This is a genomic window from SAR324 cluster bacterium, assembly GCA_015232315.1.
Taxonomy (GTDB): domain Bacteria; phylum SAR324; class SAR324; order SAR324; family NAC60-12; genus JADFZZ01.
Window position 1 is genome coordinate 15,048 of the sequence record JADFZZ010000029.1, and the last position, 22,119, is coordinate 37,166.

General features: G+C 44.8%; 12 protein-coding genes and 1 tRNA gene. 5 read left to right on the forward strand and 8 right to left on the reverse strand.

Going from position 1 to position 22,119, the window contains the following annotated elements; all coding sequences use genetic code 11:
* Positions 1-16: 16 nt before the first annotated feature.
* The 5 genes from HQM11_16445 to HQM11_16465 form a co-directional block, all read right to left on the reverse strand.
* The gene (locus HQM11_16445; GenBank protein ID MBF0352624.1) at positions 17-1,267 is read right to left on the reverse strand and encodes a fused response regulator/phosphatase; all 1,251 of its coding nucleotides are present in this window, start codon (positions 1,265-1,267) and stop codon (positions 17-19) included.
* A gap of 169 nt (positions 1,268-1,436) precedes the next feature.
* Complete coding sequence (locus HQM11_16450; protein ID MBF0352625.1) at positions 1,437-5,183, reverse strand: response regulator; 3,747 nt, start codon at positions 5,181-5,183, stop codon at positions 1,437-1,439.
* Between the two features lie 196 nt (positions 5,184-5,379).
* Positions 5,380-6,195 (reverse strand): response regulator, encoded by an 816-nt coding sequence (locus HQM11_16455; GenBank protein ID MBF0352626.1) that lies wholly within the window; start codon positions 6,193-6,195, stop codon positions 5,380-5,382.
* Positions 6,196-6,272: 77 nt separating this feature from the next.
* The gene (lysS, locus tag HQM11_16460) at positions 6,273-7,772 is read right to left on the reverse strand and encodes a lysine--tRNA ligase (GenBank protein MBF0352627.1); all 1,500 of its coding nucleotides are present in this window, start codon (positions 7,770-7,772) and stop codon (positions 6,273-6,275) included.
* 138 nt (positions 7,773-7,910) lie between these two features.
* Positions 7,911-8,678, reverse strand: coding sequence for a protein phosphatase CheZ (locus HQM11_16465; protein MBF0352628.1), 768 nt, complete (start codon positions 8,676-8,678; stop codon positions 7,911-7,913).
* A 242-nt stretch (positions 8,679-8,920) separates the two neighbouring features.
* Between HQM11_16465 and HQM11_16470 the strand changes: the two genes are divergently transcribed.
* The 4 genes from HQM11_16470 (at position 8,921) to HQM11_16485 (ending at position 15,452) form a co-directional block, all read left to right on the forward strand.
* Positions 8,921-9,577 carry a metallophosphoesterase gene (locus HQM11_16470; GenBank protein ID MBF0352629.1) on the forward strand — a complete coding sequence of 219 codons (657 nt, stop codon included), beginning with the start codon at positions 8,921-8,923 and terminating at the stop codon, positions 9,575-9,577.
* Between the two features lie 12 nt (positions 9,578-9,589).
* A complete protein-coding gene (locus HQM11_16475) occupies positions 9,590-12,865 on the forward strand; it encodes a transglycosylase domain-containing protein (protein MBF0352630.1) in 3,276 nt (1,091 codons plus the stop codon).
* A gap of 746 nt (positions 12,866-13,611) precedes the next feature.
* Positions 13,612-13,698 (forward strand) — tRNA-Leu (locus HQM11_16480).
* Positions 13,699-14,219: 521 nt separating this feature from the next.
* Positions 14,220-15,452, forward strand: a complete 1,233-nt coding sequence (locus tag HQM11_16485; GenBank protein MBF0352631.1) for an NADH:flavin oxidoreductase/NADH oxidase family protein — start codon at positions 14,220-14,222, stop codon at positions 15,450-15,452.
* 322 nt (positions 15,453-15,774) lie between these two features.
* On the opposite strand, the gene HQM11_16490 is transcribed toward HQM11_16485, so the two are convergent.
* The 3 genes from HQM11_16490 to HQM11_16500 all read right to left on the reverse strand — a co-directional run bounded on the left by HQM11_16490 (position 15,775) and on the right by HQM11_16500 (position 20,561).
* Positions 15,775-16,245: a hypothetical protein gene (locus HQM11_16490; GenBank protein ID MBF0352632.1), complete on the reverse strand. Its 471-nt coding sequence runs from the start codon at positions 16,243-16,245 to the stop codon at positions 15,775-15,777.
* 400 nt (positions 16,246-16,645) lie between these two features.
* Positions 16,646-19,681 (reverse strand): PAS domain-containing protein, encoded by a 3,036-nt coding sequence (locus tag HQM11_16495; protein ID MBF0352633.1) that lies wholly within the window; start codon positions 19,679-19,681, stop codon positions 16,646-16,648.
* Positions 19,682-20,303: 622 nt separating this feature from the next.
* Positions 20,304-20,561: a hypothetical protein gene (locus tag HQM11_16500; GenBank protein MBF0352634.1), complete on the reverse strand. Its 258-nt coding sequence runs from the start codon at positions 20,559-20,561 to the stop codon at positions 20,304-20,306.
* A 436-nt stretch (positions 20,562-20,997) separates the two neighbouring features.
* On the opposite strand from HQM11_16500, the gene HQM11_16505 reads away from it, so the two are divergent.
* Positions 20,998-22,089, forward strand: coding sequence for a PAS domain S-box protein (locus HQM11_16505; protein MBF0352635.1), 1,092 nt, complete (start codon positions 20,998-21,000; stop codon positions 22,087-22,089).
* The last annotated feature ends 30 nt before the right edge of the window (positions 22,090-22,119 follow it).

Below are 22,119 nucleotides of genomic sequence, written 5' to 3' on the forward strand. Positions count from 1 at the left end.
TTTTCATGAAATAAAATCACAACTCCAGAGCTAACATCGTAAAATCATCCTCATATTTTTCCTGCCTGGAATATCGCAATCCATATTGATAAAGATTGTCCATCATAACCTCGAGATTTAGCTGCGAATGCTCTTTAATGAATTGTTTCAGGCCTGCCATTCCTAATGAAATAGCGTTTTCATCCATGACATCAATGATGGCATCCGTGTACATGAGCAGTTTATCTCCGGGATAAAGCTGTATCTTCAACTCATCAAAATCTGAACTATCGGTGAATGGCATTCCCAACGGCGTAATTGTTGCTTCAAGTGTGACAAGTTTATGGCTTTGATTTCGTATCACTATGGGCGGGGGATGACCGGCATTCAGATAAGTCAGAACACGAGTTTCTGAATCAAAAATTCCATAAAACAGCGTGGCAAATTTATTTTTCGGGAGATAGTTACGCAGAGAACGGCTGATGTTTCGCAGTACGGTTCCCGGAGATGCTGTGTTACGGACATTGTGTTTGAAAATATACGACACGATGGAAGACAACAATGCCGCGGGGATTCCATGCCCTGTAACGTCAGCAATCATCAAGCCTGCTTTCGTGGGAGATAATCCAGTCACATCAAATAAATCGCCCCCAATCAATTCTGCCGATATATATCTGGAGGCAATCGTCACCTTGTCGATGAGAGGTAATTCTGCTGGAAGAAAGAAATTTTGGATATCCTTGGCATCCCGGAGTTCTTCCAGAAATATTTTCTGTTGTTCCTCAATGATCGAGAGTGCTTTTCTGACTTGTTCTTCAGCGTCCGCACGCATGTCGCGTTCTTGTTGAAGTTGACGGTTTTTTTCTTTCAGCAGGACTGTCTGGGCCAGCAGTTTTTTGTTTTGCTGATCCAGGTGTATGAATACTTTTACCTTCGATTTCAGCACTTCAGAGGCAATGGGTTTGAACAGATAATCCACCGCACCGGATTCATAGCCCTTGAACAGGTGCTCTTCCGTATGGCTGATTGCCGTCACAAAAATGATGGGCACATACCTTGTTTTTTCAATGGCTCTCAACATGGTAGCAGTCTCATAGCCATCCATTCCGGGCATTTGGACATCCAGCAGGATCAGGGCAAAATCATGGCGATAGGACTGTTTCAGTGCTTCCGGACCTGAGGTTGCCTTGATGATCTCAATGTCAAACTCATCCAGTAGACTTTCCAGAGCCAACAGATTTTCAGTTCTGTCATCAACCATCAGAATTTTTGGAATAGGGATATCCATTCGATTCCTGTGTAATAATAAATGTAAGCGTTCAGCTTTCAGTATTCAGCTTTCAGTGTTTATGCGCTTCAGAAACATTATAACTCAATAGCAGAAAATATCGTTTGGCTTCCAGGCCTTGAGAATTTCTGAAAACTGATAACTGACGGCTGAACGCTTACTAATAAATTCAGATGAGTTTTTTAATCAGGTTGAACAACGTCTGCGGTTGCAATGGTTTGGATAAATATTCATTGGCACCGCACTCCAGACATTTTTCACGATCACCCTGCATGGCATGCGCTGTCAACGCAATAATGGGTACCGCGTTGAATTTTTCCCGGGTTCTAATTTCCCGGATGGTGTCATAGCCATTCATTTCCGGCATCATGATATCCATCAGGATCAAATCCGGAATATCGTTTTCCAGCTTGGCCAGGGCTTCTTTTCCATCAAACGCCATGATGATTTCCATTTTTTTTTCTTCCAGCAGTTGCGACAGGGCAAAGGCTCCGGACGCATCATCATCAACCAGCAGAATCTTCAGGCCTTCAGGAATTTCTTTTTCCCATGCCCTTGAAATGAAAAGTCGTTTTGGTCCATCAATATCCTGGTTAACCCGCTGAAGAAATACCATGATTTCCTGCAGAAGTTCATCAACAGACCTGGCCTCCTTGATGACAATCCCGTTGAAATGATGTTCCAGTTGTTCCTCTTCAGTTTCAGAAAAATTTTCCGTTGTATGAATAATGAGCAATGGCAGATTGATCATGGAATTCAGGTTGATGTCTTTCAGGAGTTCAACCACTGAAATATCAAGATCACTGACGTTCAGCAACATACAATCATATTCTCCGGATTCAAGCTCTGCCAGGATGTCATCCTCATGGCCCTGAACATGCGCTATGACATCTTTCCTGCGCAACAGTACTTTCAAATAGGGGGCAAATAGAGGTTTTTTTTCAACCACCAGTACGCGTTTGATCGATTTGGCGATTAGTCCATCCAGACGTTCAAAAACCTGGAGCAGATTGTCCTCACTGATTGGTTTTGTAAACAGTCCTACCGCACCGGCGTTGACGGCCCTGACACTGTCTTCGATCACGGAGATGAAATGCACCGGAATCCGCCGGGTTTCAGGTTTGGTTTTCAATTCTTCAAGAACGGACCACCCATCCTGTTTGGGCAACATGATATCGAGAATGATGGAGTCCGGTTGAAATTTCCGGGCCAGTTCTAAGCCGCTCTTGCCATCATAAGCACAGATGACCTTAAAATTCTGCTCATGGGCCTTATCCCTGACAATATTCGAAAAACTGGCATCATCCTCAATCACCAACAGGATCCGATCCTGTTCGCCAATATTGTCCCGGTCATCATAACTATTGAGCGGGAGATTTTGCCATGCCGGCGAATACAGTTTGTGGTCCTGTTGTATTTCCGTAAAATCAACTCTTTTTTCGGGCAGTGGTGTAGCGTTCAATGGCATGAGTAACGCGAACATACTGCCTTTTCCTTCATTGCTGATCAGGGTGATTTCGCCACCTAGCAGATGGGCCAGTTTTCTTGCAATGGTTAGCCCAAGGCCTGTTCCTCCATATTTTCGACTGGTACTGCCATCTGCCTGCCGAAAAGCTTCAAACACGGCTTCCTGCTTTTCCGCAGGGATTCCAATACCAGTGTCCTTCACGGCAAACACAACCGGATTCAAAAGGCTGGTATGAATCTGTTCCGAAAAACTCTGGAGAGGCGCAATACGCAGTGTGATCTCGCCTTCTTGAGTGAACTTGATGGCATTTGACAGAAAGTTCCTCAAAATCTGTTCTATCCGCAGTTTATCAGTTTGCATTGTCCGGGGAAGTTGCTGATCCAGCTCCATGCTTAACAACAAGCCCTTATTATCCGCGATCGACTGGAATTCGTGTTTCATGGAAGCCAATAAAGCTTCGAAACGCATGTCTTCATGGCACAATTCAAGTTTACCGGCTTCAACTTTGGAAAGATCCAGAATATCATTGATGAGATGCAACAGCCCTTTGCCGGAGTGCAAAATGGTTCGGGCAAATTCAACCTGTTTTTGTGTCAGGTTTCCCTCTTTGTTTTTGGACAGGATTTCAGCGAGAATCAGCAGGCTGTTGAGGGGACTTCGCAGTTCATGGGACATGTTGGCCAGAAATTCAGACTTAAACTGATTGCTGAGTTCCAGCGCTTTTGCTTTTTCTTCCAGTTCCGCACTGGATTTTTTGAGCGCTTCGTTTTTTAACTGGATTTCCTTTTGACTGGTTTCCAGCACCAGGGTTTTTCTTGCCAGTTCCTCATTGATGGCCCTGAGTTGGAGCTGACGTTCATTCAACGATTGCTCTGAACGCGTGAGTGCTCTTGTCTGAGATTCCAGTTCTTCATTGGAAACCTGAAGTTCTTCCTGCTGGGCCTGCAGAACTTCCGCCTGATGTTGTGTCTCTTCCAGCAATTTCATCATCTTTGACCGGGTTTCCGCGGCAATGAATTTTATGGCTATATGGTGACTGACCAGATCCAGCAATTTGAGTCTGTCTTCATGGGGTTGTCGGGAGAAGCAAATTTCCATTACGGCCACGGTTTGTCGTTCATAGACAAACGGAATTAAAACAATAGATCCAGGCACCATATTACCCAGTCCTGATTCAATACGGACATAATCCGCAGGAATTTCATCAATCTGAAGAGTTTTTTGGGTTTTTGCGACCTGTCCGACAAGTCCTTCACCCAACATGAAAGATTGTTTCATGATTTCACAGGGATAACCATAACTGGCGGTCAGTCGCATCACATCCTGATGGTTGAGATAAACCGCACCGATTTGTCCTCCAATGCTTGGCACCAGAAAATCAATCATATCCTGGGCCAGTATTTCTGATGTATGACCAGCTCTCATTGCCTCATACAATTCAGCTCGTCCTTGATCGAGCCAGTGTTGTTTCTGGTTTTCTTCACTCAGGGTATGCAGATTGTTGAGCATTTTATTCAGAGCCATGCCCAGGAGATCCTTATCACTCCGGACACGAACAGAAGATTCATAGTTGCCCTGAGTCACCGCGATGGCAATATTGGTCATTTCACGCAGGCGATCCACCATTTCCTGCATGGCGTTGAGCAGTTGACCGGTTTCGTCCCGGCTTTCTGATTGAATCCTGATATTGAAATCACCTTGCGCAACCTGCTGTGCTGTTTTTACCGCGGTTTCCAGATTTTCTTTAATTTTTTTAGAGAAGTTCCATGCCAGGAAGAAGCCCAGCATTCCAGAAATCCCGGTTCCCCAGAACAGAACGTTCATCAATAAATTTTTGGCCCACCTGGAGGCTTCTCCTAAAGTGTAGGAAAATTGATTTTCCAATTCGAATAAAATGTCATCAATCTCTTCAGTTCTGGTCATAATAGAAGCATGATATTTTTTATTTGCTTCAGATTCTTCAAGGTGGTTTTCCTGAGCAAATGTGGAATGAAGTTTCTCACCAAGCTGATCCAGTTCATCAATATAAACATCGCCCTCAGTCCAGACCTGTATTGCCTTGTTGATATGATGGAAATTTCTGAAACGACGAAATAAAATCATCATATCATCCACTTCATCCGGGTGATTGAGACCTTCCAGAAAGCCTTTCCGGGCAACTTCAAAATCAGGATTTTCCTTTTCCAGTTCAATGCGGGCTGTTTTATCTCCAAGTGGAATCGCCAGAAAACGTCTGAAATCCTCATAATCGTGTTGCGCATGACTCATGTTGTACTTGATCAACGAATAAACCGCCGATTTCTGGGCTTTGGCCCATAAGCCCTCTCCGCCAATATAGGCTCTGATGGTGGACAAGGTGTCCATGCTGAACCATGCCAGAATAATGGTGAGGACAATATGAATCAGAAAAAAACTATAGATGAGAGATATTTTACGGGAGATGCTCATGGGGACTTTCAGAATATAAACAAGGTTTCTTGAGAGACATCACTGGACTGCTATGACCATGAATTCATTCAATGGAATTTGTCAGCGAGAAACGCAATGCAAAAACCGCTCTTTGCTCAAAGCCTTTAGGTGCGAAGACTGCTGGCTTGAGTTTCGTGTGTTATTAACTGTTGAGTCCTATGGAGAAACAGATGATTTATGAATTTGAGGTGATTCTTTTCATCAAGAGGAACAATTGATCTTTAAGAGCACTATTTTCCAAAACCAATTCTTGCATGCGCTGGATCAAATCGAAATTTTTTGAAGATAAGTTCTCATTTCTGGATGTCATGTTGAATAATTTTGTCAGTTGCCGTTCACTTTCTACATTGATTTGGGGGGGATGCAGAATTTTCTGTTTGAATTGTTGTAGCGCTTCTTCAAGTGCCTTTTGTTGTGAAGGATTGTTCGATTGGATATTTGAGAATTCTGTAAACAACTGATCCAGTTGTTTTTTGAGAGTATCATTGTAAATCGTCCATTGCTGCTCGATCAGGTTACGTTGTTGAATCTCCAGGGTTAGTTGCTGATTGAGTTTCGATAACTCCGACGCTTTCTCTTCAAATTGATTCTTTTGCTCCTGAAGCAATATTTTTTGTTTGAAATATTGAATAAAATTGAAAATTTTTTGTTTAAAAATAATGGGATCCAGAGGCTTCTGCAGATAATCCAGAGCCCCTGAATAGTAAGCTTGCTGTGTATGGATTGAATCAAAAGCTTTGCCTGTAACCAGGATGATCGAAGAATTCTTTGAAGAACCCAAATAGCGGATCAACTCTGTCGCCTTGATTCCTGAAATTCCAGGCATTTGAACATCCATAACGATTAAAGCATACTCCTTATGTCGAGCTTTCGACACCGCTTCTTTGCCCGATGCCGCAGTCTCAATGATTAAATGAAACTCTTCTAACAGTTTTAATAAAAGAACTTTTTGATCCTCATCATCATCAACCAATAGAATTGTTGGTATCATATCTTCACTGGAATCATGATCGCTATGGTATGAATGGGGCCTATTGAATTGTTCTTTCACAAATCATCTCTTCGGGGTTATGAATGTTCAGGTCGCATGGTGGGAAACAAAATGACATCCCTGATGTTGGCTTGATTGGTCAACAGCATCACCATGCGGTCAATGCCAAAACCAATGCCTCCCATCGGTGGCATGCCATATTCCATCGACCGGACAAAATCTTCATCATAAGGATGGGTTTCCTGCTCCCCGGCTCGTCCGCGCTCCACCTGTTGTTCGAGCAGGCGACGTTGCGCGACCGGATCATTGAGTTCAGAATAGGCATTGGCAATTTCCCAACCGCACATGTAGGCTTCAAACCGTTCAATCATACCGGGTTTGGTACGATGTTTTTTGCAGAGAGGGCTGCTTTCTTCAGGATAATCAACCACAAACACCGGTTGAATGAGTTTCGCTTCACAGGCTTCTTCAAACACAACCTGCATCGCCATCCCGCGAGAATATTCACCATTCAGTGCCCATTGATTCTGTAACAGGAGATTTTTGATTTCATCATCACTCATTCCGGAAAACGGAATGCCCGCAATTTGCTCAATGCCTTCCAGCATCGTAATCCGTTTCCACGGAGCCTTGACATCAATTTTATGTCCCTGAGATTCAAACTCAGTGGTTCCATGCAAAGAAAGAGCGCATTGTTCCCACAGGGTTTCACAATGGACCATCATATCCTGATAGTCGGCATAGGCCTGATAAAATTCCAGAGCGGTGAATTCAGGATTATGGGTGCGGTCGATGCCTTCATTTCGGAAATTTTTCACAAACTCAAACACGCGTTCAAAGCCGCCGACAACCAGTCGTTTCAGATAGAGTTCATTGGAGATTCGCATGAAAAAATCAATGCCGAGGGCGTTGTGGTGTGTCTTGAAGGGCGTCGCGTTGGCACCACCATAAATGGATTGCAGGGTAGGGGTTTCCACTTCCAGAAAGTCGTTTTCCAGAAGATATTGCCGGATCGTCTGAATGATCTGAGAACGCTGACGGAAGACTTTGGCTACCTCGGCGTTGAGGGTTAGATCCACATAGCGTTGTCGATAGCGAAATTCCTTGTCACGTACCTGATCAAATACGATGGTTTGTCCATCCTGTTCTTTCACTTTGGGAACAGGCAGGGGGCGTATGGCTTTGGAAAGCAGTTCCAGATGTTGAACACGCAGGGTCAGTTCTCCGGTTTTAGTCAGCATCAACGTGCCTCGAAGCCCCAAAAAGTCGCCGATGTCACAAAGATTGAACAGATCAAACATATCAGCGCCCAATTCATCCATTTTAACATAGAACTGTAATCGCTGATGAGATTCCTGAATGTTGGCAAAAATAGCTTTTCCCTTGCCTCTGACAGCCATCAACCGACCGGCAATTGCCAGGATTTCCTGCTTTTCAAGCAATTCGGTCGCATTGTGTCGAATGCTATCAATCGAATGGGTGCATTGAAATTGCCAAGGGTAGGGGTTGATACCGAGTTCTTTGATTTTTCCGAGTTTTTCCAGACGAATCTGGGTTTGATCATGCAAATCATCCATACGTTCTCTTCATTCAATTTCTGGAGTTCAAAAGTGTGAGGGGACAATGTGCGGAACTGTATTCAAAAACAGGGCAAGGTACAACTTTTTAGTAGTCATGCAACGATGACACAAAAGCACAGTGACGTGACACCTGAATTAAAATCCCAGCGAAGCCAGCAAATCATCCACATTGTCCTGGGATTGTCGGTTGACAGAATCTTCCTGCAAGGGCCCCTGAAGTTCTTCCTGAGAGTTCTGTCTGTTCGAATAAATCTGTCCGAATGTTTTGACCAATTCTACCATTTCATTTTCCAGCGAATTCAGTAGTTTAACAATTTTGTTGATGACCTGCCCTGTCAGGTCCTGATAATCCTGAGCAACCAGAATGTCGGTCAATTGCTGTTGCATGGTGTCATCTTCTTCCTGAAACTGCCGCAGCATGTTCTGGAAGAATTGAAGGTGCCCGGAATCAGCGTTTTGGGAAATCAAGGCGTCTAAATGTTCTTGTGCCGCCTGATATTGGCTGGAACGATCCGCAAGCTTGTTCATGACTTCTTCGGATAAATCCATGGTTTTGTTGGCGGCGTTTTCTGTCATGGAAACAATATGCAACAACCGTGATGTGGCATCTTCCATGTCATGATTCGCAAGTTCGCCGATTCGTTTAGGCAGATCCTTGTCGATGGTTTTCCATTGTTCATGAAACTCTCTCAACAGTTTTCCAAGTTCCTGGAATAACGGCTCTGTGGTGTTGAAGGAATCAAAAATCATTCCGATATTCTGTGGATCAGATTCTCTCATGATATGGAAAAAAGATTGCAACTGGTGTATGAGTTCCTGCGTGATCTGAAATGATTCACTATCAGGAGGAATGCCTTCAAGCACATTATACAGTGATTCGATAAATTGTGTTTCCTGTTCCATGGCGCCTTTGAGTAGAGTTCCTGTTTTTTGCTTTTATGTAACTGTTATGAGACGACAATGTTTAGAACAAAATTGATGATACAGGTATTGTCTTGGAAAAACAGCAAGCTTTCATTATGACGTACACTTTCAATTGGGGGGCTCCGTGATTTTATCATTGGGCCATCCGCTATGATCATGTTGTTACTCCAAAACAATCGGGAGATCAATAGAACCACTGATAATTTTTTGAATGCCTCACTATGGATGCCAGACGAACAATTTGTGTGGGTGATGTCCACGGATGCTATCAAGAATTGATGATGCTCCTGAAAAAGGTCGGCTACAGTCAGGAACAGGATCAATTGATTTTTGTGGGGGATCTTGTCAATCGGGGACCCGAGTCGCTGAAAGTTCTTGAATTTGTACGAAAAGAAAATGCGCAGGTGGTGATGGGGAACCATGAATATGGATTTTTGCTGTTTCTGGACCAGGGAAAGTTTTCTGACTCAGGATTTGAAACACTGAGACGGGATATGGGGCCTGATCTGGAAGACTGGACCAACTGGATCAGAAAATGGCCACTCTGGCTTGAATGGCAAAAATATCTGGTGGTTCATGCCGGTCTGGTTCCCGGACAAGCTCCTGCAGAAACAAAGCCCAACATTCTGATGAATATCCGCACCTGGGACGGCGCTGGTGACTGTCTGGATCATCCTGATCATCCCCCATGGTTCAGGCTTTACCGGGGTGTCTCCACCGTCATTTACGGGCACTGGGCCAAACGGGGGCTTGAATTGAGGGAACGTACCATCGGTCTGGATTCAGGCTGTGTTTATGGAAACCGTCTGTCTGCCCTGATTTTGCCTGAACGTAAAATCATTCAGGTGAACGCCTTAAAAAAATATGTTCGCTACTGACAGGATAACACAGTGAAACGCCTCTTTTTTTTTCTGCTGGCCTGCCAGTTCATGGCCCTGATCTTTTCAATCTGGCTGGTCTATATGGTTTTTGTGGCACCTGCCGAACAACTGGACCGGGAGAAAATCAGACATTCCCTGCTCACAGAAACCTCTGTGTATTTCAACGATCAGCAGACCCGAATCGGAACCTTTTTTGAAAAAGCCCATCGACAGTATCTGGTCCTGCAAAGTCCCATTGAAACCAGTTCTGATACGGGTGATTTGATTCCCCCCCTGTTTCTCAAAGCCATTGTTGCCAGTGAAGATAAGGAATTTTATGAGCATGTCGGCGTATCCTTATCCGGGATAGCCCGGGCGATGTTCAGGAATATTCTTGCCGGAAGAGTGGTTCAGGGAGCCAGCACCTTGACACAGCAGACTTCCGAGCTGTTGTTTGAACATAAATCCAGAGACCGCTGGAAACGCTGGCTGGCGAAAATCAGCGAGACGATTGACGCATTCAGACTGGAACTGCGTTATTCCAAGGACCAGATTCTCGAATTCTATACCAACCTGTTTTATGTGCATGGCACCGGCCAGGGATTATCCATTGCCGCCCGCTATTATTTTGACAAGTCCGTGCCCGAACTGAATTTGTCTGAAGTCAGCTTCATCGCCGGTTCAGTGAAAGGCCCGAACAATTACAATCCATTTCTGACCAACGACCCGGAAAAACAAAAACGGATCATTGCTAAAGCGACAGAACGGAGAAACTATGTTCTGGGAAATATGCTGGAAATGGGGTCCATCACACCTCTACAATTCAAGGAAGCGTCTGCCAACCCAGTGCCATTTCGTCAGGGAACCTTCAGGTTTCAGCAAAATCATTTATTGAGCACTGTCAAAAACCGGTTGGAAACCGAACCCTTCAAAACAATTCTTGAAGAACAGGGCATCAGTGACATCACCCGCTCTGAACTGCGGATCACCACCACGGTTGATCCTGTATTGCAGGCGGCCGGCGAGTTTGAAATGAAACGGCATCTCTCAGGACTGGAATACCGGTTTTCTCCCTACAAAAAACCGGAATCCAATCCGGTGGAACCCAAGACACGCTTGTTGTCCGGAGAATTTTATACGGGTACCATTCAATCGCTTGATCTCAAAAACCCACCGGAAATCCGGATCACCGCAGGTTCAGAAACAGTGGTGGTCAAAGATTCGCTCTTACGTGAATTTGTTGCGAATGTCACACACAGTGCTCCTGCTTCAGTGAATGGCTACCATTACCGAAAAGCGTTCAAGCTACTGCGTCAGGGGGATCCTGTTCTGGTTTCAGTGTTTAAGCGGGATTCTGATGGCACAAGACTGGGAGGAATAGAACAACAACCTAAACTGGATGGGGGATTGCTGGTTCTGCAGGAAGGCAAGGTGCGGGTGATGGTTGGTGGCTTTTCCAATAAAGGCTTCAACAGAGTCCTTCAGGCCCGCAGGCAACCGGGTTCAACTTTCAAAATTCTGCTGTATCTGGTTGCCCTGGAACTGGGGTGGGATCCACTGGAACCGATTTCCAATATGCCAAGGCCCTATCAATGGCACCGGCAATATTATTTTCCAAGACCTGACCATCAGCCTGCGTCCAATATCACCAGCATGGTCTGGGCCGGCGCAAAATCAGAAAATCTTGCCAGCATCTATCTTCTGGAAAATCTGCTTCAATATCTCGATGAGGATCAATTTGCTCAATTGATGGATTTCACAGATATGTCGATCCGGTCTGACGAAGCAAAAAATGATTATTATGCCCGACTTCGTGACAAACATGGCATCATCGACACCCGCAGATATCTTTCAGAACAGATGTTTTTGAATGCGTTGCAGAAGATTCTGACTGAATTTCAGCTTTCCGAAGAAGAAAATCTTCAATTGAGAAAACTGGTTTATGGCACAGGGTGGCAATCCGTTGATAAACGACTGGAACAAAAGAAAACCGAACGCGCCCAGCAGGAACAAATTTTGTTGCGGCATAATTATCTGAGATTCAAGCCGTTGCTTGTGAATTGCCGCAAACACCTTGTGACAATCAGAACATCGTTGCGTGAAAATAATTCTGAAACATTGCCGTTGATTGCGGAGACAATGCTCGAAGGTTGGTATGTGAATCCTGAAGACGCAAGTCCGGAAGAGGTGCCCCCCCTGGCTTATGCTGAGAAGCCTGAGTCCCTTGATCACCAATGGATTCCGCTCACTGTGGATAAACTGAGACTGTACCGGCAGTTTTGGACTCATGAGCAGTTATTGCGGATGTTTGAACATTCCAACATTCGACTTGAAGGAAAAATTTCTGTCAACATTCTGCAAGTGATCAACGATCTCATGAACCAGCGCATGGAAGAAGTGTTGAAATTACCAGCGTATTCCCAAGACAGGTTATTCTGGCATCATGATTTCCGGATTGCCCTGAGTCTGCAAACCCTGATCAAGGTGGCTGAACTGTTGGGCGTCAGCAGTGAATTGAAACCGATCCTGTCCTTTCCGCTTGGTTCCAATGAGGTGACTCTGGCAGATCTTGCGTTGTTGTTTCAGAGCTATGCGACAGGGGACATGAATCTTTTGCCAGGCCAAACCAAAAAAAATCAATGGAAAATCATTGAAAGAATTGAAGATAAATTCGGAAATGTCCTGTTTCAGGAAGAACCCGAACGGGTCAATGTCGTGGAACAACCCACCCTGAATGCCTTGCACGAAATTATGAGATCCGTGGTGGAATATGGCACTGGTCGTGGGGCAAGAAAGTTTTTGATCACTGAAATTCCTTCTGCAAATGGTCCAAAACGCTTGAGAATTCCGGCCTTTGGTAAAACCGGAACTGCCAATAATTTTACCAACTCCACCTATGTCGGCATATTACCGGTGATACAAAATGGCAACGCTGTGCTTAAAGGCGGATATGTGATTGCGGCCTATGCCGGATTTGACCGTTTAGTGGACACATTGACTTCAAATTATCGTTTGTCAGGTTCTTCCGGCGCACTCCCCATCTGGGCACGCATGGCCAGAAAAATCATACAGACGCCTGATTACCAGCAACGTCTGCTTCAGCAATTTCAGGGTTCATCAATGGAAACCCGATTGATTCCGGTGGATTATGCCCTGAAGATTCCTCAAACCGTATCCATGATCAATGGAATGCCAACAGCACCATCAGAGGGAATCCCCCAGGGGAAAGTACACTTGCCTGTCAACGATAAATCAGAACGGGTGATTCGAGGGTTGAAAGAGATGATGTGGTTGAAGGGGCAATGATGAGAGGGTATTTCAGCATAGCTTTTCCCTTGACATATTGTTGATGGTTCTGACAAAAAACACAGCATTGAACTTTAATTTGTTTTCAACATTGCATTTTGGTGGTGGATTATCCGCAGGATGGAGATTTGAAGTTACCATTGACAGATATGCTTCAGATGGATCCACATCCCTGTCATATTTATGCTGGCAGACAAGGGGTACTTCAACAGGAGATACTGATTTGAAATTTTCAATCAGTTGTAACGCGAGATTGTTAGCAGGACAAAAAATTGGGGTTTTCGTTCGTCAGAATTCGGGTACGAGTAAATCATTATACTTTAGCGACGGTGCTGTGGGAGAACCATCGACTTTTGGGGCCGCCTATCTGGGAAATTATCAATAAAACATATTTTAACTGGACGTTGAACATTATCCTGTAACGTATTGACTCGAGTGTTGTGTTTTCAGTATCTACTGGCCTGAAAAGCTCTGATGTGATCGGATCAATAATCGTAAACTATTGAAATGACTGAACTCGTGATTTCAGTGTTTTGTTTAATAAAGTGCATTATTTCAATCATATATCCAAAACACAACACTCGAGGACATAACTGTCTGTCATTCTTGCCATTAGTCATGGTTGATCCTGTGTTCGCCGCACGCCACATAAATGATGGTCGAATAAAAATTCATAGAGTAAGATTTTATGTTGATTTTTTAATTTTCCTCCTATAAATGACGCTGATCATTTCAAAATAAAATGTGCCGAAGTGGCGGAATTGGTAGACGCGCTAGATTCAGGTTCTAGTATTCGCAAGGATGTGGAAGTTCGAGTCTTCTCTTCGGCACCATCACAATATTCAGGGATAGCGGGCTTTATGGTGTGAATGCTTTACAGCATTAAAACCCCAGGTGTCCATATAAGTGTCCAACCGTCTATTTCACTTCCTGACCTGAGCCTCTTTTTTTGCTTCAAAAGCAATTCACTTAAAAACCCTTTCAGGATAACAACCGGCAAGTTTCAGTTGCTCTGGGTGCATTCCAATAGTGTGACATGTAGATGGAATTGTGTTCTAAAGCCATAAATTGTAGTCAAATGCAGCATAAATCTTCTTTAAATCCCTGTATATTGGGTGATTTTTTGTCGAAAAAACAGAAAATCACACTATTGGAATGCACCCCTTTATCCGAACCCTCCGTCTTTAGACTGTGGTTTTTCAGTTTTTTCGCCCAATGATTCAACTGGAAATATGATCCGCCAACATATACCCATATCCAAGTCATCCATTACGGTCTCGATGATGAGTTTTTGACAATGAACAAAAAATAGTATTTTAATGTGAGTGATTCATTGCGTTTTTGAAAGGAAGTTATGTTGAATAGTGATTCATTGAAACAGGAACTGAGTCTGCCTTGTGGAGCAAAAGTCAGAAACCGTTTTTTGAAATCAGCCATGAGTGAGGCTCTTGGAACAACCGATTTAGGGCCTGGTCCCTTGTTGAACCGTCTGTATCAGACGTGGTCTGAGGGTGGAACGGAAATTCTGATCACAGGCAATGTGATGATTGACGCCCGGTATCTTGGTGAACCGGGCAATGTTGTGGTTGAAAACGAAAAAGATCTGGAGGCACTGAAGCAATGGGCCAAAGCCGGTACGTCAAAGGGCAATCATCTTTGGATGCAGATCAATCATCCCGGAAAACAGATCCCGGGGTTTTTGTGCAAGGAACCCGTCGCGCCCTCGGCTGTTCCCCTGAAATTACCAATGTTCAATAAACCAAGGGCCATGACTCAGGAAGAAATTCTTGAGACCATTCAACGTTATGGCAGAACCGCTGGAATCGCCAGAAAGGCCGGTTTTACCGGTGTGCAGATTCATGGTGCGCATGGTTATCTGGTGAGCCAGTTTCTTTCTCCGCATCACAATCAGCGCACCGATGAATGGGGTGGTTCTCTGGAAAACAGAATGCGTTTTTTAAGAGAAGTTTATCTCGCCATGCGTGAGCAGGTCGGTACTGATTTTCCTGTGAGTCTTAAGGTGAATTCAGCCGATTTTCAGCGCGGGGGATTCACTGAAGAAGAATCTCTCACAGTGATTCAGACTATTGCGGATGACGGCATTGATCTGGTTGAAATTTCAGGTGGAAATTATGAAGCTCCGGCCATGATGAATGGTGCCAGAAAAACAGCCGAAAGTACCCGTCAGCGTGAAGCCTATTTTTTGGTCTTCGCGGAAGAAGTACGGAAACGCACCAAGGTTCCTATCGCGGTTACCGGTGGATTTCGAACAGCGAAAGGCATGATTGACGCTGTAGAATCAGGCGCAACCGATATCATTGGCACAGCGCGACCACTGGCGATTGATCCGGATTTTCCCAACCGCATTATGATGGGACATGACTTTCAGAGTCTGGTGCAGGAAAAAATCTCTACAGGGGTTAAACTGCTGGATACTGCGCTCATGCTGAATCTGACCTGGTACGAACGGCAACTGGAACTCCTGGGCAAGGGTAAAAAACCTGACCCCTACATGAATCCCTGGATGGCCGCGGCTCAGGTTCTGTTTTCTGTCAACCTGAAAAATTTGCGCAGACGCCGCGCTTGAGGTCAATACCCGTGAATGACATCAGGTTTGTAGTCCAGCCTTTAGGCGGAAAACCCTGCTGAAAAGCTGCTTGAAGGAGGAACTACGAACGTTTCGCCATGATTTCAGGAAAACCTGTTTTAAGGGGTTGGTCACATTTTTGGCAAATGAACTGTATGTCATTTCGAACCGTAGGTGAGAAATCTTTGCAGACCAGCATGTTAAGATCTCTCGCATGCATTCGAGATGACAAAGTGGCCCAATAGTGACTAACCCCTAAAAATCATCAAAGAGCATGACTCCATCGCTCTCTTTGGGATTCGGATAAATTGTTTGGCAGTAATTATGGGTGAACTTTTTTTATACGGTATTGCTGTATAAGCCGAGAGGATCGAATATTTTTTTCGGTGTATTTTTTCAAGATGGACTCACGAAGTGAATGAAGATATGTTCTCCCGATAACCCGAAAGACAGGAGAACTCATGAAAACCCAAACAGAATCATCTCGATAGACAAAAAGGGAAAAGAAAAAATTAATTTCCAATGCAGTTGGGTCACCGATCTTTCCGTGAATGCGGACAACATTGAAGTCCTGGTTGAAGGCGCCAGAAAACGGTGGAAGATTGAAAATGAGTGTTTCAATACACTCAAGAATCAGGGCTATTGTCTTGAGCATAACTACGGCCACGGTAAAGCCAATCTCTGCTTCAACGTGTATCTTTTTACACTGTTGGCCTTCTATTTTCACCAGATTTTTGAGTTGACCGACCTGACCTACCAAGCCTGCCGAAAGAAGTTTGGCAGTAAGCGCCATTTGTGGGAAACCATGCGGACTGCCATCAAATGGTTCGTCTTTGAAAGTTGGGATCTGCTGTTGAATTTCATGCTAACACCGACAAGATATGCTCCAACGATAACCCTTTCGGGATAATCCTGATTGTCGGGAGTAAACTTAACGATTCTCGTCGCTCCTGAATGGCAGAAGACGGGATGGGTGCGTTCCCAAAAAGGAGAATTTACTCCATGGATTATCGGCTTTTTGCTTTTTTAAAAAAATAGACCGCTTTTTCGATTTCTGGGGATGTGTTGTTTCGAGTTGGAAGGAAAATTCGTGTTAGATCTGCGCTGGTAATCATTTCACACATAATTGCTGGTGATGAAATCGTGGCGGGCCACAGGATTTCATCACCAAATTATTTACAGCAGGATAATTTTCAGTCCGTGAAGGTTTGGATCGTGCCAATGATCCCCACCACTTTGGTTTTGTCATAAATGGGGCCGGTCCTGAAAAATAATTTGATGGTATGTCCGGAGTCATGGATTCCCTCGCTTTCTCCCTCAAAATGTTGCCCATCCTGAAGTTGCAGAATTTTTTCCTGAAGCGTTGATTCGATTCCTGTCAGTTCCAGCCCGTTCAGGCCCACAAAAGATTTCAGGGGGTCGCCGAATATTTCCGCGAAGCGTTTGTTGGTAAACACGATGGTTCCGGCAGGATCCAACTGGAAAATCCCTTCATTGGACAGGGTCGCAATTAATTTGTAGCGGTCGTCACTGATCTTCAGGGCATTTTCTACCACTTCATGCTGCTGAATGTGCCGCTGAAGTTTTTCGTTGAGTTTCTTTTGTTCCGTAATTTGACTGAACGTCATCACCACCCCCTCAATGACGTTTTCCAGGGTACGGTAGGGGATGATTTTCATGATGTACCATTGCCCATCCCGGGTTTCGATCTCAACTTTGCGTGGAATCAGATTGTCCAGAACCTGCTTTGCATCCTGAACCATATTTTCATATAAAAATTTATTGGCGATATCACTCAGCGGACGTCCCGCGTCTGTTGGAATGAGGTTGATGATCCTGGTCGCATGGGTGGTGAACCGGTTGATATTGAGATGTGTGTCCAGAAACACCGTTGGAATCTCGGTTCCGTCAAGCAGATTTTTCATGTCATTGGCCGCTTTGGAAAGTTCTTCAATTTTGCTTTGCAGTTCGGTGTTGACTGTCACCAGTTCTTCATTGAGCGAGTTTTGCTCTTCTTTGGCGGTTTCCAGTTCCTCATTGGTGCTTTGCAACTCTTCATTGGTGGATTGCATTTCTTCATTGGAGGACTTGAGTTCTTCGTTGGCTGTTTCCATCTCTTCGATGGTTGATTGCAGGGTTTCCCGGGTGTATTGTAAATCCTGTTCCAGCAAGTCGATACTTTTTATGCTTTTTTTCCTGGAACGTGCTTTTGACCTTGGACCTTGAAGAGCGTCGGGAGAAGCGATCTGCTGAAAGGATATCAGTAGCAATCCATTGATCGAACCCGGCATTGTGAGAGGTTGGATGATTAAATTGAAAGCACTGGAACTGGTCTGTGAATCCACACCATTGTTTATCGATAATCCTGAAACAATGGTTTTGCTTTTCTGGTTGAGGGCTTTGTGAACAGCCGCGGGCAACTCCAGTTTGAGCCGGTCCCGTGCCATTTCAAAAACGTTGTTGGTTTTGGCTTCACCCGAGGGCAGTGACAGGTATCGGGCGGTATCGCCATGCACATAGACAATCATTCCTTTTTCGTTGATAACAAGGCTTGGGAGCGCATATTCATCCAGCAATATTTTTTCAATGATCCGGGCGAGACTCTGGGGGTTGGGTTGTGCCTGTTGCGGAGCAACCGCGTCAGGCGACAAGGTCTGTAGCGGAAATTCCAGGGAGGAATGAATCCCCGGCATGATCGCGTCTTTACGCTGATGCAGTTTCCATTTTCGATCAATCGCTGAAAATAATTCAGTAAACCCCCCGATGCTTTCTGACGACCCCAGAAAGAGCAGTCCTTCAGGTTTCAGACTGTAATGAAAGACCGGCATCAATTTTTTTTGTAAGTCTGAATTGAAATAAATCAGCATATTTCTGCAACTGAGCAGATCCAGTTTGGTGAACGGCGGATCCTTGATCACGTTTTGCGTGGCAAACACCACCATTTCCCGAATGTCTTTCTTGATGCGATAGCCATTGTCATCCCGGGTGAAAAAACGTTTCAGAATGGCCGGTGCCACATCATTTTCAATCCCCTGCGGATAAACGCCGGTTCGGGCCTGGTTGATGGCATCTTCGTCAATGTCTGTCGCGAAAATCTGCACAGGGAAATGCCTGGAAATCTGTTCCATGCACTCACGCACCATGATGGCGATGGAATAGGCTTCTTCGCCGGTGGAACATCCGGGAACCCAGATGCGCACACTCGCATCATCTGTTTTGGCTTGCAGGCATGAGCGTAAATTCTGTTCAAGAATTTGAAACGCTTCCGGATCTCTGAAAAAATGTGTCACCCCAATCAACAATTCCGTGAACAGAAGCCGGATTTCAGGCGGTTTTTGCTGAAGAAAACTTACATATTGATCAATAGTATCCAGATGATGGACATGCATCCTGCGTTCGATTCTGCGACAGATCGTATTTTCTTTATAATTGGAAAAATCGTGACCGACATGGGAACGGAGGAGACGATAAATTTTTTGCAGGGCAACCGGAACGTCCCCGGAAATTGCTTTGCCGGAGTTCAGGATTTTCCTGTAAGGTTTTTTGGTATACAGGATCAAAGTTGCGGGCATTTGTTCAGGCGGGAGCACAAAATCGATCAAATTGGTATTGATGGCACTTTGAGGCATACTGTTGCTTTGCGCTGTTGTTGGATCCTGCGCCATGGTCAATCCCAACTCGGCCTTGATGGCTTTCAACCCCAGGGTTCCATCGGTTCCCATTCCCGATAAAATGATGCCGATCGCTTTTTCTTTCTGGTCCTGTGCCAGCGAATCAAAAAAAGTGTCAATGGACATTCTTGGCCCATGCTCTGAGGTGGGCGTGTTCAACAGCAGTATTCTGTTCATGACCACAACCTCTTTATTGGCAGGTATCACATAGACACAATCGGCCTGAAGAGCCATGCCGTCTTCGATTTGAAACACTTTCAGCTTTGTGGATTTCTGAATCAATGCAGGCAGGATACTGACATGAGAGGGGTCCAGGTGTGAAACGACAACAACCGCGACATTATTCCCCGTGGACAAATTCAGAAAAAATTGTTCCAGCGCCGCCAGTCCACCTGCCGAAGCCCCGATACCCACCACAAAAAAATCGTTCTCTTCAGGCGAAATTACTGGATCGGGAATGCTTGCGTCATCGACAGGGAGGGGCGACTGCTTATTTCCGGAAGCGGTTTTGCTTATTTCCGGCTCAATTTTTTGTGGTGTTGTTTTTTTCCGTGGCATATGCGGTATCCTGGTTGTTAAAATCCACCCCTGATTTTTCTTTGTTAACCTTTTGTTTTTGCCGCAGAGGCGCAGGGACACAGAGGCGTTTATTCAATCAAAATGGGTAAAAAAATGAGCTTTTTTTCGGCACCTTTCAAAAGTAGTTGACACTTTGCTGTCGTTCCCGCGCAGGCGGGAATCCAGTCCATCTCCCGGGCAACGGACTGGATACCAGCCTTCGCAGGTATGACATTGAAGGGCAAACTGTAAACTAAAATTCAGTCTTTTTGAAAGGTGCCTTTTTCTCCACAAATTTTTCCATTTTTTCAAAAAGTCTCAGTGACTCTGTGGCTTGATTAACAAATATATTTTCAAAACCTTATTAAGGCGTATCCCATAACAGGTTATTGCACAATTCAATTAAAAGTGAGGAAATCTATGTGGGGAAAATGATGGCACCAGCGACAGGGGGGCTATCACTGGTGCTAACCAGCAAACAGGGGGAGCTGTTGCTGGTGGTTTCCTGTCAATAAGAAGAAATCATCCTGATGTCTTCATGACAGGAAAGGTTCAATAGTGGGAATGAAGCCCACTCTCTCGGTTTTTCTCGACCTGTTGTGGCAGAAGCCTTGAGGCACCATCATGCCGCCATAGTCATTCTTGACACAATCTTGAAATATAAATGCAAGGGATAACGATTCATGTGAAAACACCTCTCTGGCCATTGTTCATACCCTTTCACAAATTCCTGCAACCATTGTTCACCCTCCTGCTGTGGCAACAGGCAATCGTTGACCCTGGTTTTCATATACCGTTCAATGTCGTGTACAAATAATTCAAATTCATCATCTTCATCAATCAATTGACAGTTGATGGTCCAAAATTTTAGCGTTTCCATACTCGTTTCTCCCAAGATGAGTAATTTCCCTGAAAAGTCAGACAGTGAGTGATAGCCTCAGACTTACACTTATTATAAAAACATTCCCTGTGTCTGTCTACTCGAAGAACTACGTGTTTATTGGGTGGAATATGTGCCCGATCATGTTGAACTCGAATAAAACAGGTATTTTTACTAGGTGTTTTTTAGTTCCCGTTTGTGTATGCTCTGTTCCGTGTCTAAAATATGAGAAACACAGGCACTTTCAGAGCACTTCATGATTCGTCATTCTTTGGTCGATATTCGATAGGAACGGTAAAAGAATAAGTTGTGAAAGTTTGCTCGTGCCCTACGTTCAAAACTGATAAGTTGAGCACTCTGACAGGCCCTGGCACTACTGTTACCCTGTTCTGAACCATGCCAGACTTTCACTATGAACCACACATGTTAAAAGCCTATGTCTTCTGATCCACCGCCTGTCAATACTAATGACAACCTGAAGTTGCCGCATCAGCATTGGACTCAAGCCATTCCTTACAAGGAATTGCTGAACGTTGTACAAGACGCCATTGTGGTTGTGAACCAGCAGGGTTTGATTCTCTGGGCCAACCCGCAAATTGAAACATTGTTCGGGTATCCCTGTCTGGAAATAACAGGTCAACCCCTGGACTGTTTGATTCCACAGCATTTCAGAAAAAATCACCTGAAGCACGTGTCAGGCTATTTCAACAAACCTGAGGCGCGGAAAATGAGACAGGCACACCTTTGCGGTCTCCACAGGGATGGACATGAAATTCCTGTGGAAATCAATCTGTTGCCCCTGAAACTGGAAGATGAATTGCTGGTTGTCAGCCTGATCCGGGATGTCTCCCATCTGCGCCATGTTGAAGCCTTGTATCAGCAATGTGTGGTGGGACATGACGAACGGTTGAGTCAAATGCGGCACAGGGCCAAAAACAATCTGGCATTGATCATCAGCCTTCTTGATTTACAGATGTCCAACCAGTCAGAGAATCAATTGATATCGTTGCTGACACAGACTAAAGAACGGGTGTATGCCATTGCGCTGGTTCATGAGCAACTTTCACAGAGGTCTGGAAAAACCGTCCTGCTGGCCAGTGATTTGATCCGGAAACTGACCGAACCGTTTCAGAAAACTCAGGCACGACATCTGATCAACATAACGCTGGAAATGGATGCCCGCAAGATATGGTTTTCCATGGATGAGGGAGTGCCCCTGATGCTGTTGCTCAATGAACTGATCACCAATGCGATGAATCATGCGTTTGAGCCTTATCAGGCCGGCGAAATAAGGATCGCCTTGACATCCGTTCGTGGCAAGTGCCATATGACCCTCAAAGACAATGGCCGGGGACTTCCTGAAGATGTTGAGCCATCAACCGCCGCATCGCTGGGGTTCAGGTTGATCTATGGCTTAACCCTTCAATTGCGTGGAAAGATCACTTTGGAACGTAACGCGGGAACAACGTTTCATCTGAAGTTTCCCTTGTCGGTGAAGACTTCACGTGCAGGTACGAAGAACAACTGAAATGATCATTTTGAAAATGGTAGCTCCGGG

Coding starts and splice junctions, on each gene's coding strand:
- HQM11_16490 (MBF0352632.1), bottom strand. CDS start 16,245: ATGGCGCTTACTGCCAAACTTCTTTCGGCAGGCTTGGTAGGTCAGGTC.
- HQM11_16465 (MBF0352628.1), bottom strand. CDS start 8,678: ATGGAACAGGAAACACAATTTATCGAATCACTGTATAATGTGCTTGAA.
- lysS (MBF0352627.1), bottom strand. CDS start 7,772: ATGGATGATTTGCATGATCAAACCCAGATTCGTCTGGAAAAACTCGGA.
- HQM11_16445 (MBF0352624.1), bottom strand. CDS start 1,267: ATGGATATCCCTATTCCAAAAATTCTGATGGTTGATGACAGAACTGAA.
- HQM11_16470 (MBF0352629.1), top strand. CDS start 8,921: ATGGATGCCAGACGAACAATTTGTGTGGGTGATGTCCACGGATGCTAT.
- HQM11_16500 (MBF0352634.1), bottom strand. CDS start 20,561: ATGGAAACGCTAAAATTTTGGACCATCAACTGTCAATTGATTGATGAA.
- HQM11_16505 (MBF0352635.1), top strand. CDS start 20,998: ATGTCTTCTGATCCACCGCCTGTCAATACTAATGACAACCTGAAGTTG.
- HQM11_16455 (MBF0352626.1), bottom strand. CDS start 6,195: ATGATACCAACAATTCTATTGGTTGATGATGATGAGGATCAAAAAGTT.
- HQM11_16495 (MBF0352633.1), bottom strand. CDS start 19,681: ATGCCACGGAAAAAAACAACACCACAAAAAATTGAGCCGGAAATAAGC.
- HQM11_16450 (MBF0352625.1), bottom strand. CDS start 5,183: ATGAGCATCTCCCGTAAAATATCTCTCATCTATAGTTTTTTTCTGATT.
- HQM11_16485 (MBF0352631.1), top strand. CDS start 14,220: ATGTTGAATAGTGATTCATTGAAACAGGAACTGAGTCTGCCTTGTGGA.